The sequence below is a fragment of the Allobrachymonas sp. genome (assembly GCF_041912815.1).
Classification (GTDB): Bacteria; Pseudomonadota; Gammaproteobacteria; order Burkholderiales; family Burkholderiaceae_C; genus Brachymonas.
On sequence record NZ_JAYRLV010000010.1, the window covers coordinates 29,584 to 46,170 of the forward strand.

The following is a 16,587-nucleotide window of genomic DNA, read 5'->3' on the forward strand; positions in this document are numbered from 1 at the left end:
TTTTTCTTTCCGTTCACAGAGCAAGCACCATGTCACTGATCGACGAACTCAACCGGCAGCAAAATGACATCCAGCCCGGCGCTGCCCCCATCCTCCCGCCGGAGGAGGCCGAGGCATCGGCCTTTGCCGACTCCAGCCTGTATGCGCCTTCGAGCACGGTAGAGGCAGCCTACACCCAGCACCATGCCGAAAAGGCCAGTGGGGACCTGGTGGAGCTGCCCGTGCTGGGCGCCCGCCCTGCGGCCGAGCACATGCGCAAGCTGCTGGTGATGCTCGGGGCGGCGTTGGTGGTGCTGGTCGTGCTGTCGATCTACGCCTTCAACCGCGCCCATGCTTCCAAGCAGCAGGTGACGGCGGCCGGCGAGGTGCTGCTGCAGTCCGAGCAGGTGACGCGCGATGCCGGCCGTGCCCTTCAGGGGGACGAAGCGGCGTTCAGCTCCCTGCAGGGCAACTACAAGGCGCTGGTGGACAATGCCAAGGGCCTGTCCGAAGGCAACGACACTTCCGCTGCGGTGCGTGACAGCTCCCTGCGTCCCATGGTCGAAGCCATCGAAAAGGGCGAGGACAGCGTCGAGAAGGACGTGGCCACCATCGGCAAGCAGAAACCCGCTCTGGTGAGCCTGGGCAAGACGCTGGCCCCGATCCACACCGACGTGGCCGAGATCGCCGAGCTCTCCGACAAGCTGCGCGCCAATCTGGTGCAGCAGCAGGCGCCTGCCGCCAATGCCGCCGCCGTGGGCGACATGGCCATGCGCGTGCAGCGCATCGAGAAATCGCTGCGCGAGTTCATGACGCCCTCCGGCATCTCGCCTGACAGCGTGTTCGCCATGGGGCAGGATCTGAACGCCTTCGACGACTATCTGGCTGGCTTTGCGGGCAACAACGCTGCAGCCGGGCTCCAGCCGCTGCAGGGCGAGAACCAGCAGATTCTCCAGCAGCTGCAGAAGACCTATCAGTCGCTGCGCGGCAAGCTCGACGAAGTGATCAAGAACATGCCCGGCGTGATCACGGCCCGTCAGGCACAGACGCATATCACGACCTCGCTCAACACGCTGCGTGAGCCGGCAAAGCAGCTCTCGAACGGTCTGCGCGACTCCGCTGGCGTGAGCTGGCTGGTGTATGTGGTCATGGCGCTGGCCGCCCTGCTGGCCATGGCATTCGCTGCCGGTCTGGCCTATGTGCAGCTGGCTGAAAGCCGCCGTCGCCAGCAACAGGCCGAAGAAGAAAACGCCGCCAACCAGAGTGCCATTCTCCGGCTGATGAACGAACTGCAGAACGTGGCCGAAGGGGACTTGACCCAGGAAGCCACCGTGACCGAGGACATCACGGGATCGATCGCCGACTCGGTGAACGTGACGGTGGAAGAACTGCGGGCCCTGGTGGGGAACGTGCAGGTGTCGGCCGACCAGGTGGCGCAGACCACCGACGACGTGGAAGGCACGTCCAACAAGCTGCTCGAAGCCTCCACCGAACAGCTCGTCGAGATCCGCAACACCGGACAGGCCGTGCTCGACATGGCCGGCCGCATCACCCGCGTATCGTCTCAGGCGCAGGAAACCGCCAGCGTGGCCGTCAAGTCCCGCGAGGCCGCCGAACAGGGCCTGCATGCGGTGCAGAACACCATCGGCAGCATGAACATGCTCCGTGACCAGATCCAGGAAACCTCCAAGCGCATCAAGCGTCTGGGTGAATCGTCCCAGGAGATCGGGGAAATCACCGAGCTGATTTCGGACATTACCGAGCAGACCAACGTGCTGGCCCTGAACGCCGCCATTCAGGCAGCGTCTGCCGGTGAAGCCGGTCGCGGCTTCTCGGTGGTGGCAGAAGAAGTGCAGCGTCTGGCCGAACGTTCCGCAGAAGCCACGCGCCAGATTGCGGCGCTCGTGAAGGCGATTCAGACCGACACGCAAGATGCCGTGGCCGCCATGGAGCGCTCCACGCAGGGTGTGGTGCAGGGGGCCCAGCTGTCCGACAACGCCGGTCAGGCCCTGACCGAGATCGACCGGGTGTCGCGCGAGCTCACCGAGCTGATTGCCCAGATTTCCTCCACCACCAACCAGGAGGCGCAGTCCGCCAACGGTCTGGCCGACAACATCCAGCAGATTTTTGCCGTGACCGAACAGGCCGGCGAAGGCACCCGCACCACCGTGCAGCAAGTACGCGAACTCTCCAAGGTGGCGCAGGCCCTGCGCACCTCGGTGGCACGTTTCAAGATCAGCTGACGGGCGCTTGCGTCCTGAGCAAGGCATTGTTGAGTACCAGTAGATGGACAACCAGAACGACTATGGCCCGGGCGCGGCCACGGGGGGCGCCATTGCCGATCTAGGGCCGTTGGCCTGGGTCGTGGACACGCTGCAGGAAACGCTGAATCTGGCCAACGGCCAGCTCCAGCGGTTCAGCGAGGAGGTGGCGGCTGCCAAGGGCAGCCACGTCACCACCATCGACACCGCTGCGCTGCGACTCGCGGCTCAGGGGCTGCACGATGCCGTGGGGGTGCTCGACATGGTCGACCGGCCTACGGCCGCCCTCGTGGTGGGGGCCATGGAGGCACTCACCCGGCGGCTGATCGACAAGCCCGAGCTGTGCACGCCCGAGGCCACGGCGCTGGTCGATCAGGCCAGCCGGTCCCTGGTGGACTATCTGCAGAACGTGCTGCGGGGTCAGCCCGATCTGGCGCCGGGTCTTTTCCCGGCCTATCGGCCGGTGGCCGAGCTCGCGGCCCTGAGCCGGGTGCATCCGGCCGATCTGTGGCCGCATCCCGATCATTGGGAGTGGCAGACCCTGGCTTCGCCTCCGGATGTCGGTGCGGGCGGCGAGGTGGGGCAGTCCGCGTTCTTCGACGTGCTGCTCCGGACTCTGCGGTCGCAGGGGCAGGACGGGGCGTCCGACCTCTCCACTCTGGGGCTGCGGCTCGCAGCGGCGTCCACGCAGCCTGCAGCCCGGGCCTTCTGGGAGCTCTTTGCGGGCTGTACCGAAGTCCTTGCCATGGGCGGCGTGCAGCTCGACGACTACCTCAAGCGTGCCCTGTCGGGGGCGGCTACCCAGCTGGCAGCGCTGCAGCACGGCACCACCCAGGTGCCCGCGCGGCAGGGGCAGGATCTGCTGTATTTCACGGCGCTGGGCGTGCACCGCCTGCCGGCCGAGGTTCCCGTGGCAGTGGCACGGGCCGTGGTCACGGGCTATGGCGTGCAGCAGGTGCCCGTGGCCGGCTACGGCAAGCTGCTGTATGGCGCCGTGCGGCCCGAATCCCTCAAGCAGGTGCGCCAGCAGCTGCTCACCTTCCAGGACCTGTGGTCCGAAGTGGCTGCAGGCGACATGCGCAAGCTCGACCGCCTGGGCGACACCCTGTCGCAGGCCGTGCAGCAGTGGCACCAGTTCTGGCCCGAGGAAAGCGCCCTGTCCACTGTCCTGCAGGAGGTCACGGGCAAGGTCCAGGCATCCGGCACTGCGCCGCTGCCGGCCGTCGGGCTGGAGGTTGCGACGGCCATGCTGTATCTGGAGTCGCTGCTCGACGATGCCCATTGGGATGACGCCGTCCTGAGCCAGCGCACCACCCAGCTCGCCCGGCGCATCACCCAGGCCGCAGCGGGCGAGGATCCCGGTGCTCCTGACGCCTGGATGCAGGCGCTCTACATGCGTCAGAGCGACCGCGACACCATGCAGCACGTCATGAAGGAGTCGCGTGCCCTGCTCGGCGAGATCGAACAGGCGCTCGACACCTTCTTCCGCGATCCGGCCCACCCCGACACCGCGCAGGCCGTGCCGGCCCGGCTGTCCACCATGTCCAGTCTGCTGGCCATGCTGGGCTTCGACGAAGCCAGCACCGCAGCCCAGGCCATGGGCGGGCAGGCGACACGGCTGCTGCAGGCCGCTGCGCAGCCGGGAGCCTGGGCGCAGGCAGACACGCAGCACACCCTGACACTGCTTGGCACGAATCTGGGCAATCTGTCCTTCCTGCTCGACATGATGGGCTACCAGCCCGAGCAGGTGCGCCAGCAGTTCCGGTTCCATGCGGACAGCGAAGAATTCCTGCAGCTGCAGTCCGCCGAGGGCGCAGCAGTGGCAGAGGCAGCGCAGGCTCCCGCAGTCGAGGTGCCCCAGCCGGCAGCCGAGGTTTCTGCGGCTACTGTCCCGGTGGCACAGGCGGCGGTTCCTGCAGCGGCTCCCGTTGACGATGGCATCGTCGACGATTTCATCGATGACGCCGAGCTGCGTGACATCTTCATGGAAGAGGCTGCCGAGGTGGTCGGCAACGGACAGGCCGCCCTGGCCGCCCTGCAGGCCGATCCGTCCAATGCGGCCCAGCTCACGACCCTGCGCCGGGCGTTCCACACCCTCAAGGGCAGTGGCCGCATGGTGGGACTGGCCTCGTTCGGCGAGGCGGCCTGGGCCATGGAGCGCGTGCTCAATGCCTGGCTGGCCGAGAACCAGCCCGCCAGTGCCGATCTGCTGGCCCTGTCGCGCGACGGTCTCCAGGCACTGTCCGAGTGGCGTGACGCCATTGCCGCCGGCCATGCTCCTGCCTGGACGCATCAGGATGTAGCCCGCAGTGCAGTCGCCTTCCAGGACGGCAAGGGCTATGTGCAGCTCCAGCCCTCGCGTGCCGCAGGAGCGGGCACGGTGTCCGTGGAGCCGGCCGAAGCCACTCCGGCTGCGCCAGCGCCGGCCGCTCCGGCTCCGGCTCCGGCTCCGGCTCCGGCTCCGGCTCCACAGCCCGAGGTCCATGCCTTCCCTCTGCTGGTCGAAGGGCGTGCTCCATCGACCACTCCGGACCGCTATGCCGGCCCGTCCACCGAATTCCTGACCGAAGACAAGCCCAAGCCGGCCGAAGTCCAGCCGGACTTTCTGCTCACCGACCTGTTTGCAGCCCCAACTGCCGCACCGACGGCTGCGGCACCCGTTCCGGCCGCATCTGTGCGGCCGGCGGTATCGACACCCGTTGTGGCTCCGGTGGTTCCTCCGTCCCAGAGGGCGGACGACGATCTCGCAGCCCTGACGCCCGCAGAGCGGGGCGCGCGGCGCAACCTGCTGACACCGGCCACCGAGCCGGCAGCCACTGGCGAAGTGCTCTTCCCTGCGGGGCAGGCGCAAGACGAAGGTCTGCACATCGACATTTCTCTCGAAGGCATGCAGGGCGACGCCCGTGCGGACGAGAGCGGGCTGGCGTCCGTCATGACGCCTGAAGAAGCGGCCGTTGCGCATCGCGAGGCACTGCATGCGCCTCTGACCGAAGGGCACGAGCTGCCTGAAGCCCTGTTCCCCGAGCGGATTACCGCCGTCGATCTGGCCATCGACGGCAGCGAGGCGGCTCCGGCTGCGGTGCCTGCTGTGCTCGATGTGCCTTCCACCCAGGGAGTGGAGCTGCAAGCCCCGCCAACGCCGCCCATCGACTGGGTGCTGGAAGAGGAGAGTGCGTCGCCCGCCGCAGGCGTGGCGTCCCTGCCCCCGGCCGAGCCCCTGTCCGCGCCTGCCGTGGACCTGGAGCTGCACCTCGAAGGCCTCCAGGGCGATGCCCATGCCGAGGACAGCGGCCTGCCGGCCGACGTGTCTTCTTCCTCTGCCTCCGTGCTCGATCGCGAGGCGCTCGAAGTGCCGCCGACCGAAGGACGCGCACTGGAAGTGCCTGCACCGCTGGCCGATGTGGATTTGTGCCTCGAAGGCCTCCAGGGTGATGCCCATGCCGAAGACAGCGGCCTGCCGGCCGACGTGTCTTCCTACTCTGCCTCGGTGCTCGATCGCGAGGCGCTTGAAGTGCCGCCGACCGAGGGCCATATCCTCGATGCATCCCTGACGGGCGATGCCATCGTGGACATCGATCTGCCGTTGGAGGGAGACGAATCCGTCCCCGCGCCCAGCGTGGAAGTGCCCGCTCCCGTCGAGACGCCTGTGGCCGAAGTGGAGGCACCGGTCGAACCGGAGGCGGCCGCTGCTCCGGAGCCTGCACCAGTTCCTGTGGTTCCGGTCGCGGCTGCTACCGTGCCGTTCGCTCCGTCGGAGGCCGTGGTGGAGGCGCTGACCGGGCTGAGCGCCCAGGCCCAGCTCCTGCCGGTGCCGCACGTCTCCGCAGAACCCGCAGAACCCGCAGAACCCGCAGAAGCTGCTTCCACTGCAGATCACGAGGAGGCCGCCACGGTGGCGTCTCCGGCTGCGGTGCCGCAGGCCGGGCTCACCCCGTTGCCGGATGCCGGCATCGATGCGCTGCGCACGGCGCACCCCGAGCTGGCGGGCGTACTCATCGATACCCGGCCCCAGCAGACCGTGCTGGCCGAAATGGTCGATGGCCTGCCCGACGACGAGATCCGGCAGGTGGGCGCACTGCGCCTGCCGCTGGCGCTCTGCAATGCCTTCATCGAGGAAGCGGAGAGCTGGTCCAGCCAACTGGACAGCGAGGTGCAGGTCTGGGCACAGTTGCCGCAGGGCAGCGCTCCCGAGTCTGCCGCCCATCTGGCCCATTCGCTCGCAGGCAGTGCCGGAGCCGTGGGGCTGTCGGCACTGGCTTCGGTGGCGCGTGCGACCGAACACGCCCTTGACCACCTGCACCTGCGCCGGGCAGTGCCGGGCGAGGCCGAGGTCATCCTCGGGGCGGCCGATACCCTGCGCCAGATGCTGCACCAGTTTGCGGCAGGCTGTGCCTCGTCGATGCCGGTGGAGCTGCTGCAGGCGCTGGTGGCCATAGTCGACCAGCCTCTGATCGACGAATCCCAGGCGCCCATCGAGTCCGCTGTCGCGCAGCCGGAAGCTCCGGAATGGGCTGTGACCGAGGAAGCTACGGCCTCCGGGGAACCCGATGTGGTGCCTGCCGAATCCGGCTCCGTGGACAATGTCCCGGTCGTGTCGACCGAAGCGGTCGAGGCAGGTGCACAGGACGCGGCTTCCGCCGCCGCCCCGCAGCCCGAGCTCCCGCCGGAGAGCAAGATCCAGCCCGAGGTGTTGGCAGTTTCGGCCGAGGCGGCTGCGCCGGTGGAGGTGCCTCCGCCTGCAGCCGCCGCACCGGTCGATCGCCAGCCCGTGCTGGCCCAGCCCTCTGCGGCGGACGAGGTGGTCGATGCCATCGACCCCGAGCTGTTCGCCATCTTCCAGGACGAAGCCGACGAAATGCTGCCCCGCCTGGGCGACACGCTGCGGCAATGGTCGGCCCATCCGGAGCAGGAAGCGACCCGCGCCGGACTCATGCGGCTCTTGCACACCCTCAAGGGCAGTGCGCGTCTGGCCGGGGCCATGCGCCTCGGAGCGCTGGCGCATGAAATGGAAACCGCGGTCGGCGACATTGCCGGAGGCGTGCCCGACGCGGCCCAGATCGACATGCTCGCCGGCATGGTCGACCGCATGGACGATGTGTACCACGCGCTGCGTGACGGCGCTCCGGCCGAGGAGGCGGCAGAGGCCGTCGCTGCGGTCGAGGCGGCTCCGATCCCCGCAGAAGCGCCTGTGCCGGCGGCGGAACCCGCAGGCGTCGCTGCCGAGCCGGGCAGCCCGAACGAGAACGAGGCCACGGCACCCGAACAGGGGGGGGCTGCAGCGCAGCCACAGGTGCCGGCGGTGGTGGATCCTGCCGTGCTCCAGCACATCGCACAGCCGGTGGCCACCAACCTGGCGGCCCACCAGACCGCGCAGCAGCAGCAAGTGCGCGTGCGCGCCCGCCTGCTCGACCGCATGCTGGGTCAGGCCGGCGAAGTCATGACCAGCCGGGCCCGGCTGGAGGGTGAGGTCGACCAGCTGCGCACCGCGCTCGGCGACATGGATGCCAGCCTGGAGCGCCTGCGCAAGCAGCTGCGCGACATGGAGCTGCAGGCCGAGTCGCAGATGCAGTCGCGCATGGCCCAGAGCAAGGACACGCATCTGGACTTCGACCCGCTCGAATTCGACCGCTTCACCCGGGTGCAGGAGCTCACGCGCATGATGGCCGAGTCGGTCAACGACGTGGCCAGCGTGCAGCGCAACCTCCAGCGCACCGTGCAGGCGACCGAGGACGATCTCTCGGCCCAGGCACGCCAGACCAAGGAGCTGCAGCGCGACCTGCTGCGCACGCGGATGGTCGAGTTCGACAGCCTGTCGGACCGTCTCTATCGCGTGGTGCGGCAGTCGGCCCTCGAAAGCGACAAGCGCGTGCGGCTCGACATTTCCGGTGCCGGCATCGAAATGGACCGCAGCGTCATCGAGCGGATCGCCCCGGTGTTCGAGCATCTGCTGCGCAACGCGGTGGTGCATGGCATCGAAGCGGCAGGCCAGCGCGAGCAGTCCGGCAAGGAGGCCGTGGGCCAGATCGCGATTGCTCTCCAGCAGGAAGGCAACGATGTGATCATCCACCTGCGCGACGACGGTGCCGGCCTCAACGTGGCCCGCATACGCGAGAAGGCGATTGAAAAGGGCCTGCTCACCCAGGACGCTCCGTTCGACGACAACGAAGCCGCCCAGCTCATCTTCCAGAGCGGGCTGAGCACGGCCGTCAAGACCACCTCGCTCGCAGGGCGTGGCGTGGGCATGGACGTGGTGCGGACCGAGGTCAATGCCCTCGGCGGGCACGTCGACGTGGCCAGCCACGCAGGGCAGGGCACCGAGTTCCGGCTGGTGCTGCCGCTCACGACGGCGGTGACCCAGGTGGTGCAGATGCGCATGGGCGATGGCCGCTTCGGTGTGCCGTCGAGCCTGATCGAATCGGTGCGCCGGGCCACGCCGCGCGAGGTGGAACAGGCCTACAACAGCCGCCATTTTGCGGTCGACGGGACCGATCTGCCCTTCTACTGGGGCGGCGCCATGGTGCAGGCATCGCCGCGCAGCCAGGAGCTCGCCAGCGGACGCCAGATCGTGGTGGTGCTGCGCAGTGCGGCACAGCGCATCGTGATGCACGTCGACGAAGTGCTGGGCACTCACGAAGTGGTGGTGAAGAACATCGGCGCCCAGCTCGCCCGCATGCCCGGTCTGACCGGCATCACGCTGCTGGCCGATGGCCGCATCCTCTACATCTACAACCCGGTGGCTCTGTCCTTCGTCTATGGCGAGCAGATCCGCGCCTTCTCCAGCGACCTGGCCGATCCGGGCGTGCTCGGAGGCGAGCGCAGCGGGGCGGCGCCCCTGCGTCCCGAGGTGCAGGTGGCTCCGCTGGTGCTGGTGGTCGATGACTCGATCACGGTGCGGCGCGTCACCGAGCGCCTGCTGCGGCGTGAAGGCTATCGGGTGTCCATGGCATCCGACGGTCTCGCGGCCCTCCGGGTGCTGGCCGAGGAACGTCCCGCACTGGTGCTCTCGGACATCGAGATGCCGCAGATGGACGGCTTCGACCTGCTGCGCAACATCCGCGGAGATGAACAGCTGCACGATCTGCCGGTGGTCATGATCACCTCGCGCACGGCCGACAAGCACCGCGAGCATGCCGAGGCGCTGGGCGCATCGGGCTTCCTGGGCAAGCCGTACTCCGAAGAGCGGCTGCTCGAACTGATCCGTACCTACGCAGGGGCAGGCGTGCATACCTGAGCCCCGCTGGGCATGTGCACAGCTCCACCGGCGCCTTTCCCTTGCGGAAGGCGCCGGTGGTTTTTTGGGGGGGTGCACCGGCACCGGGCGAGGCCGGCTGTGGCGGAGACGGGCTGCGGAATCAGCGCCGGGCGCGTCGACTGCGCTGCTGTGGGTGGTGCTGCACCAGCCGCTGCTGCACCAGACGGCGGCCCTCTGCCAGATCGACCAGGGGGGCGGGGTAGCAGGAGGGAGTCAGTCCGGCTGCCCGCCAGTCGGCCGCGGTGGCGCGGGCTGGAAACTGAAGCAGCCCATCGGGCAGTGCGGCGATTTCAGGCAGATAGCGCCGCAGGAACCGGCCCTGCGGGTCGTAACGCTGCCCCTGTCGCACGGGGTTCAGCGTGCGGTACCAGGGCAGAGCTTCGCAGCCCGTGCCTGCAGCCCATTGCCAGCCGGCGTTGTTGCTCGCGCGCTCCAGGTCATTGAGGTGCTGCGCAAAAAAGCGTTCACCCCAGCGCCAGTCCACGCCGAGGTAGCGGGTGAGAAAGCACGCACTCACCATGCGCAGCCGATGGTGCATGTACCCCGACTGCACCAGCTGCCGCATGGCGGCATCCACCAGAGGGTAGCCGGTGCGTCCTTCGCACCACGCCGCGTAGAGCTTGCGGCCATGGGCCGACCGGTCCCAGCGCACGGGGTCGCGCCCTCCGCGGAAGGGGCGGTCGATGGCGTGGGGGTGATGGGCCAGCGCCTGGGCAAAGAAATCGCGCCACGCCAGCCGTTCGAGCCACAGGCTCGCCCCTTCATGCCCCTGGCGGTGCAGGGCCCAGGCCGATGCGGCCACGTCCCGGATGCCGAGAGTGCCAAAGCGCAGATGCACCCCCAGATAACTGGGGCCGCGCACACCGGGATAGTCGTGCGCGAGGTGATAGTGCGGCATGCGCGGCAGGAATTCGTCCCACTGGCGCCGTGCTCCTTCCATGCCCGGAAACAGCGGCAGCGCGGCGAGATTGGACGGTGCATGTCCGATCGCCTCCAGGCTGGGCAGGGGGCGCCGCAGCGCGTCTGGGGCAGGTGCCAGGGCGCGGGCATGGGGTGCGACGGGGTGGGGGCGCAGGGTCTCGGCGTCGATGCGGCCGAGCCACTGGCGGTAGTAGGCGGCAAAGCCGGCTGGCAGGGTACCGCCGGGCATGTGCAGATCGTCGGGGCCGAACAGCAGGTGGTCCTGCGCCAGATGCAGCGAAATCCCGGCATCGGCCAGGGCACCGCGCACCCGGGCATCGCGGGCACTGCCTTCGGGGTCGGCGTCGGCATTGGCAAAGACGGCCTCGGCTCCCAGCCGGCGCGCCAGGGCCGTGACGGCCCGTTCGGCGCTGCCCTGTGTCCACAGCAGGTGCACCCCGTCGGCATCCATCGCGCCCGCCTGCCGCGAGAGCGCGCCCAGCGCCCCGTCCAGCGACTCCAGGCTGCGCAGCAGGAATTCCGCGCTGCGGTCGGACAGCGGGCGGGTCGTCGGGCCCGCAGCGGGGGGCTCGAACACATACACCGCATGCACGCGCCGGCAGTGCGTCAGGGCGTGGTGCAAGGCGGTGTTGTCCGTGGTGCGCAGGTCGTTGCGGAACCACATGAGGCCGGTGTCGAGGGCGGGAATCGTCATCAGCGGAAAGGGCGGGCTGCAGGGCGGATCGAGTGGACATTGTGGCATGGGCGCTGCCTCCGGCAGGGGAGGTGCCGGCCGCGCTGGCGTGACGCACACGTGACACCCGCATGACGCCCTGCGCAGGGGGCCCAACAGGTTCTAAAATCGCTCCATGCCGTCCGATCCTGCTCCAGACTTCAATCTCTCGCAGCATTTCCTGATTGCCATGCCGGGCATGGAGGACGAGCTGTTTGCCCGCAGCGTGATCTACATCTGCGAACACACCCCGCGGGGCGTGCTGGGGCTGTGCATCAACAAGCTGGCCGATCTCTCCATGCACGACCTGTTCCGCCAGGCCAAGCTGCCCATGAACCGTTCCGACCTGGAGGACGAGCCCATCTTCTGGGGCGGCCCCGTGCAGTCCGAACGCGGCTTCATCCTGCATCCCCAGGCCGAGGACGCCACCACCGGCCTGCCGGTCTATGCTTCCTCCTTGGTCACCGGAGACGGCCTGCAGATGACCACCTCGCGCGATATTCTTCAGGCCCTGGCCGAGGGCCACGGTCCCGAGAAGCTTCTGGTGGCACTCGGCTACGCCGCCTGGGAATCCGGCCAGCTCGAAGACGAGCTGCGTCGCAACAGCTGGCTCACGGTGCGGGCCGACCACCACCTCATCTTCGAGGTGCCGGTGGCCGAACGCTACGATGCAGCCATGGCCCTGCTGGGCGTCGAGGCCTGGCGTCTGGCCGGCACCGCAGGGAGCGCCTGATGCCCATGTCCGACACCTCCACGCCCTCTGCAGTTCCGTCCGGGGTGCAGAGCCCTTCCACCGCTCCGGCCGATCCGGCCGCCGCGCTCCTGCAGCAGCCGGGCTGCACGCCTCCCGTCGATCCGGCACCGTTCCAGAGCTTTCTGGCTTTCGACTATGGGCGCAAGCGCACCGGGGTGGCCACCGGCAACCGGATGCTGGGACGTGCCAGCCCGGGCAAAAGCATCGTGGCGGCAGGCGACGAGCGGTTCGCCCACATCGCAGCCCTGATCCGCGAGTGGCAGCCTCAGGCACTGGTGATCGGCGTGCCGTTTCATCCCGATGGAGCCCCGCACGAGAACACCCGCCGGGCCCTGTCCTTCGGGCGCCAGCTCGCGCTGCGCTTCCGTCTGCCGGTCTATACCGTGGACGAGCGCTATTCCACCACCGAGGCCCTGGCCCACGGCGCACGCGACGCCGATGCCGCCTCGGCCTGTATCATTCTCGAACAATTTCTCCACGGCCTCTCATGACCCCCGATACTCTGCCTGCCCATGGCGCCCTGATGCTGGACGCCGAAGCCCTCTACCAGACCCTGCGCCGCCAGCTCGAATTCCTGCGGACCCCCGAGCTGCGCGTGGCCGGAGTCGCCTCCGGCGGTGCCTGGATGGCGCAGCGCCTGCAGCAGGACTGGGGGCTCGACGCCATCGCGACGGTGTCTTCCGCCATGCACCGCGATGACTTCGCGCGCAGGGGCCTTGCCTCGGCGGCCCAGACCCATATCCCCTTCGAGGTCGAGGGGGCCCACATCCTGCTGCTCGACGACGTGCTCTACACCGGGCGCACCATCCGCGCCGTGCTCAACGAGATCTTCGACTACGGCCGCCCGGCCAGCGTGCGCCTGGCCGTCCTCGTGGACCGGGGCGGACGTCAGCTGCCCATCGAGGCCGAATACGCGGCTGCCCGGCTGCTGCTGCCGGCCGGACAGTCGCTCGCGCTGGCCCGTGCCGACGACGGCAGCTTCAGCTTCCGCCTCAAGCCCAGCAAGTCCTGATTGCCGGGGCCGGCTTTCCTTTCCGGGGCGTTGCCCCATCCTGCTACCGCCATGTTCCTCTCCAAGAATCCCCAGCTCAACAAGCACGGCGAGCTCATCCACCTGCTGTCCACCGAAGGCCTGTCGCGTGACATCCTTACGCATATCCTCGATACGGCCTCCCAGTTCGTGAGCGTCAATGACCGCGAGGTCAAGAAGGTTCCGCTCCTGCGCGGCAAGAGCGTGTTCAACCTGTTCTTCGAGAACAGCACCCGCACCCGCACCACCTTCGAGATCGCGGCCAAGCGCCTGTCGGCCGATGTCTTCAACCTCGACATCGCCCGCTCCTCCACCGCCAAAGGCGAGAGCCTGCTCGACACCATCGCCAACCTCAGCGCCATGGCGGCCGACATCTTCGTGGTGCGCCACAGCGAGAGCGGGGCTCCCTACCTCATCGCGCAGAACGTGGCACCGCACGTTCACGTGGTCAATGCCGGGGACGGACGCCATGCCCACCCCACGCAGGGGCTGCTCGACATGTACACCATCCGCCACTACAAGGGCGACTTCACGCAGCTGCGGGTGGCCATCGTGGGGGATGTGCTGCACTCGCGCGTGGCCCGCAGCGACATCCATGCGCTCACCACGCTCGGCTGCCCCGAGGTGCGGGTGGTCGGCCCCAAGACCCTCGCGCCCGAAAGCTTTGCGCCCATGGGAGTGCGGGTGTTCCACACCCTGGAGGAGGGCATCCGTGACTGCGACGTCATCATCATGCTGCGGCTGCAGAACGAGCGCATGAGCGGTGCCCTGCTGCCCAGCAGCCAGGAATACTTCAAGAGCTTCGGCCTCACCCCAGAGAAGCTGCAGCTGGCCCGGCCCGATGCCATCGTCATGCACCCGGGGCCCATCAACCGTGGCGTCGAAATCGACAGCGCCGTGGCCGATGGCGCACAGAGCGTGATCCTGCCGCAGGTCACCTTCGGCATTGCCGTGCGCATGGCCGCCATGAGCATCGTGGCCAGCCATGAGGCCTGAGCGCCGCCTGCTGCATCCACGCCGCTCCATGCCCGTTCCGTCCCTGTCCTCCTCCCGAAGGTTCGCCATGCTCCCTGCTCCGCGCTCCCTGCTGATGGCTTCCCTGGTCGCGCTCTGCGGCCTGTCGGCCGCGCTGCCTGCCACGGCGGCCGGTTCGCACCGCGACCGCACGGCGGTGTCCTTCAACCTCGACGGACTGGGCGTCACGCCGCTGGGGGTCTATCTCAGCCGTCACTGGGAAGATCCCGAGCCCGTGCTGGCCTATGCCATCCGCCAGAAGTTCTTCGACGGCATCACCGCCCGAAGCCTCGCTGCGGAAGCCCCCCGCTTCGACATGGTGTGCACCGGAGAGCGCTGCGAATACGTGGGGCTGGTGCGGGCGCACGTGCATTCGGCACGCATCAACCCCCATTACCTCGGGCCCACCAACACCCTGCGCGTCGTTGTGCGCGCGGAAGCGTCCCAGGACGGACAGGTCACCATCACCGTGCACAAGACCCGCATGTGACCTGCCGCCTTGCGACGGCCCATGACTATCCAGGAATCCATTCCATGAAGATCTTGATCCAAGGCGGCCGCATCCTGCATCCGGCCGACGGTACCGAACAGCCCGCCGATGTGGCCATTGCCGATGGGCGCATCGTCGCCCTGGGCGCCGCGCCCGCCGACTTCGTTCCCGAACGCACCCTCGATGCCCGGGGCTGCCTGGTGCTGCCCGGTCTGGTGGACCTCTCTGCGCGCATGCGGGAGCCCGGACAGGAGCATGCCCGCATGCTCGAAACCGAAATGGCTGCCGCGGTGGCCGGCGGCGTCACCAGCCTCGTCTGTCCGCCCGACACCGATCCGATTCTCGACGAGCAGGGGCTCGTGGAGATGCTCAAGTTCCGCTCGGGCCGCCTGCATCAGGCCCGCCTTTACCCGCTCGGGGCACTCACGCACGGGCTCAAGGGCGAGGTGCTGACCGAGATGGTCGAGCTCTCCGAGTCCGGCTGCGTCGGGTTCTCGCAGGCCGAGGTGCCCATCGTCGACACCCAGGTGCTGCTGCGTGCGCTGCAGTATGCGGCCACCTTCGGCTACACGGTCTGGCTGCGTCCGCAGGACGCATGGCTCGGCGGCGGCGTGGCCGCGAGCGGGGCTCTGTCCATGCGCATGGGGCTGTCCGGGGTGCCGGTGGTGGCCGAAACCATCGCCCTCATGACCCTGTTCGAGCTCATGCGCGCCACCGGAGCCCGAGTGCATCTGTGTCGCCTGAGCAGTGCCGCCGGTGTGGAGCTGGTCCGCGCGGCCAAGGCGTCGGGCCTGCCCGTCACCTGTGACGTAAGCATCAATTCCCTGCACCTCACCGACGTGGACATGGGCTATTTCGACAGCCGTACCCGCCTGCAGCCGCCGCTGCGCCAGCAGGCCGATCGGGCTGCCCTGCGCGCAGCCCTGGCCGACGGCACCATCGATGCGCTGGTCAGCAACCACACCCCCGTCACCGAAGACGAGAAGGCGCTGCCCTTCGCAGAAGCCGAGCCCGGTGCCACCGGCATCGAGCTGCTGCTGCCGCTCGCGCTGCAATGGGCACGCGAAGAAGGCGTGCCGCTCGCCACCGCTCTCGCCACGGTCACCACCCGCCCGGCCGCCGTGCTGGGCCGTGCACTGGGCGCCGAGGCCGACAGCGCCGGGCGGCTCGCCGTGGGAGGCACCGCCGATCTGTGCCTGTGGGACCCGCAGGACCACTGGCAGGTGTCGGGCGCGACCCTGCGCAGCCAGAGCAGCTACACCCCGTTCGGCGGCCATGAAATGCAGGGCCGCGTACGCGCCACGCTGGTGGGCGGACAGGTGGTCCACGAGCTGCCTTTCGCAGCGGACGCGCCGGCCTGTGGCTGCGCGTGCCAGTGCGGCGCCGCGTGAGCCGCACCCTGGCGCGGTTGCGCGGCATCCGCCGCGTGCTGGGACTGCTCCTGCACCTGCTCGCAGGCCTGTGGACTGTCTATGTCGTGTTTCCGTTTCTGAACCCTGCGCGGCGCCAGCAGCGGGTGCAGGCATGGGCGGCCACCCTGCTGCGCCGCTGCGGTCTGGCAATGGAGCGGCGCGGGGCCCCCGCAGCCCCCGAACCCGGCCACGGTCTGCTGCTCGTGTCCAACCACATTTCCTGGCTCGACATCCCGGCACTGCATGCGCTGGTGTTCTGTCGCTTCGTGTCCAAGTCCGAAGTGCGGCGCTGGCCTGTCGTGGGGCGTCTGGCCTCTGCTGCCCACACCCTGTACCTGCAGCGTGCCTCGCGGCGGGATGCCCACCGCGTGCTGCACGACATGGCTGACCGGCTGCGTGCCGGCGACGTGCTCGCGGTGTTTCCCGAGGGCACCACGAGCAATGGCCTGCAGCTGCTCCCGTTCCACGGCAATCTGCTGCAGGCCGCCATCAGTGCGGATGCATGCGTGCAGCCCGTGGCCATCCAGTTCTTCGACCGTGCCGGAGAGCCCAGCCTCATTCCGTGCTATGTCGGCAGCGACACCCTGATCGCTTCCCTGTGGCGCATCGTCTGTGCCCAGGGGCTGGTGGTGCGCGTGAGCTTCGGCATCCCCCAGAAGGCCGGCGACCGCACGCGGCAGGAATGGGCCGACGCCGTGCGCGCTGCCGTGAGCGTCATGCGGCACACCCCCGCCTGATGCAGAGCTGCATCCCCGCCAGGGA

The 16,587-nt window shown here is 68.7% G+C and carries 10 protein-coding genes; 9 read left to right on the forward strand and 1 reads right to left on the reverse strand.

The window, feature by feature from the left end:
- The first annotated feature begins 29 nt into the window (after positions 1-29).
- Positions 30-2,222: a methyl-accepting chemotaxis protein gene (locus tag ACE3P9_RS08770; RefSeq protein WP_374493407.1), complete on the forward strand. Its 2,193-nt coding sequence runs from the start codon at positions 30-32 to the stop codon at positions 2,220-2,222.
- A 43-nt stretch (positions 2,223-2,265) separates the two neighbouring features.
- Entirely contained in the window at positions 2,266-9,471 is a 7,206-nt protein-coding gene (locus tag ACE3P9_RS08775) for an Hpt domain-containing protein (protein ID WP_374493409.1), read from the forward strand.
- A gap of 121 nt (positions 9,472-9,592) precedes the next feature.
- On the opposite strand, the gene ACE3P9_RS08780 is transcribed toward ACE3P9_RS08775, so the two are convergent.
- The gene (locus ACE3P9_RS08780; RefSeq protein WP_374493411.1) at positions 9,593-11,155 is read right to left on the reverse strand and encodes a deoxyribodipyrimidine photo-lyase; all 1,563 of its coding nucleotides are present in this window, start codon (positions 11,153-11,155) and stop codon (positions 9,593-9,595) included.
- Positions 11,156-11,261: 106 nt separating this feature from the next.
- Between ACE3P9_RS08780 and ACE3P9_RS08785 the strand changes: the two genes are divergently transcribed.
- From ACE3P9_RS08785 to ACE3P9_RS08815, 7 genes are all read left to right on the forward strand, one after another.
- On the forward strand, positions 11,262-11,858 hold the full coding sequence (locus ACE3P9_RS08785) for a YqgE/AlgH family protein (protein WP_374493413.1): 597 nt from the start codon (positions 11,262-11,264) through the stop codon (positions 11,856-11,858).
- 5 nt (positions 11,859-11,863) lie between these two features.
- Positions 11,864-12,370 carry a Holliday junction resolvase RuvX gene (ruvX, locus tag ACE3P9_RS08790; RefSeq protein WP_374493415.1) on the forward strand — a complete coding sequence of 169 codons (507 nt, stop codon included), beginning with the start codon at positions 11,864-11,866 and terminating at the stop codon, positions 12,368-12,370.
- Positions 12,367-12,891: a bifunctional pyr operon transcriptional regulator/uracil phosphoribosyltransferase PyrR gene (gene pyrR, locus ACE3P9_RS08795; RefSeq protein WP_374493416.1), complete on the forward strand. Its 525-nt coding sequence runs from the start codon at positions 12,367-12,369 to the stop codon at positions 12,889-12,891. The genes ruvX and pyrR overlap by 4 nt, the downstream gene beginning before the upstream one ends.
- Positions 12,892-12,942: 51 nt before the next feature.
- Positions 12,943-13,905 carry an aspartate carbamoyltransferase catalytic subunit gene (locus ACE3P9_RS08800; protein ID WP_374493418.1) on the forward strand — a complete coding sequence of 321 codons (963 nt, stop codon included), beginning with the start codon at positions 12,943-12,945 and terminating at the stop codon, positions 13,903-13,905.
- A 67-nt stretch (positions 13,906-13,972) separates the two neighbouring features.
- Positions 13,973-14,413 carry a hypothetical protein gene (locus tag ACE3P9_RS08805; protein ID WP_374493420.1) on the forward strand — a complete coding sequence of 147 codons (441 nt, stop codon included), beginning with the start codon at positions 13,973-13,975 and terminating at the stop codon, positions 14,411-14,413.
- 44 nt (positions 14,414-14,457) lie between these two features.
- Positions 14,458-15,804 carry a dihydroorotase gene (locus ACE3P9_RS08810; RefSeq protein WP_374493422.1) on the forward strand — a complete coding sequence of 449 codons (1,347 nt, stop codon included), beginning with the start codon at positions 14,458-14,460 and terminating at the stop codon, positions 15,802-15,804.
- Positions 15,801-16,562: a lysophospholipid acyltransferase family protein gene (locus tag ACE3P9_RS08815; RefSeq protein WP_374493424.1), complete on the forward strand. Its 762-nt coding sequence runs from the start codon at positions 15,801-15,803 to the stop codon at positions 16,560-16,562. Before ACE3P9_RS08810 ends, ACE3P9_RS08815 begins: the two co-directional genes overlap by 4 nt.
- The last annotated feature ends 25 nt before the right edge of the window (positions 16,563-16,587 follow it).

What these genes read in the sequence shown, in the direction of transcription:
- ACE3P9_RS08775 (WP_374493409.1), top strand. Translation starts at nt 2,266, where the DNA reads ATGGACAACCAGAACGACTATGGCCCGGGCGCGGCCACGGGGGGCGCC.
- ACE3P9_RS08800 (WP_374493418.1), top strand. Translation starts at nt 12,943, where the DNA reads ATGTTCCTCTCCAAGAATCCCCAGCTCAACAAGCACGGCGAGCTCATC.
- ACE3P9_RS08810 (WP_374493422.1), top strand. Translation starts at nt 14,458, where the DNA reads ATGAAGATCTTGATCCAAGGCGGCCGCATCCTGCATCCGGCCGACGGT.
- ACE3P9_RS08805 (WP_374493420.1), top strand. Translation starts at nt 13,973, where the DNA reads ATGCTCCCTGCTCCGCGCTCCCTGCTGATGGCTTCCCTGGTCGCGCTC.
- ACE3P9_RS08785 (WP_374493413.1), top strand. Translation starts at nt 11,262, where the DNA reads ATGCCGTCCGATCCTGCTCCAGACTTCAATCTCTCGCAGCATTTCCTG.
- ruvX (WP_374493415.1), top strand. Translation starts at nt 11,864, where the DNA reads ATGTCCGACACCTCCACGCCCTCTGCAGTTCCGTCCGGGGTGCAGAGC.
- ACE3P9_RS08780 (WP_374493411.1), bottom strand. Translation starts at nt 11,155, where the DNA reads ATGCCACAATGTCCACTCGATCCGCCCTGCAGCCCGCCCTTTCCGCTG.
- pyrR (WP_374493416.1), top strand. Translation starts at nt 12,367, where the DNA reads ATGACCCCCGATACTCTGCCTGCCCATGGCGCCCTGATGCTGGACGCC.
- ACE3P9_RS08770 (WP_374493407.1), top strand. Translation starts at nt 30, where the DNA reads ATGTCACTGATCGACGAACTCAACCGGCAGCAAAATGACATCCAGCCC.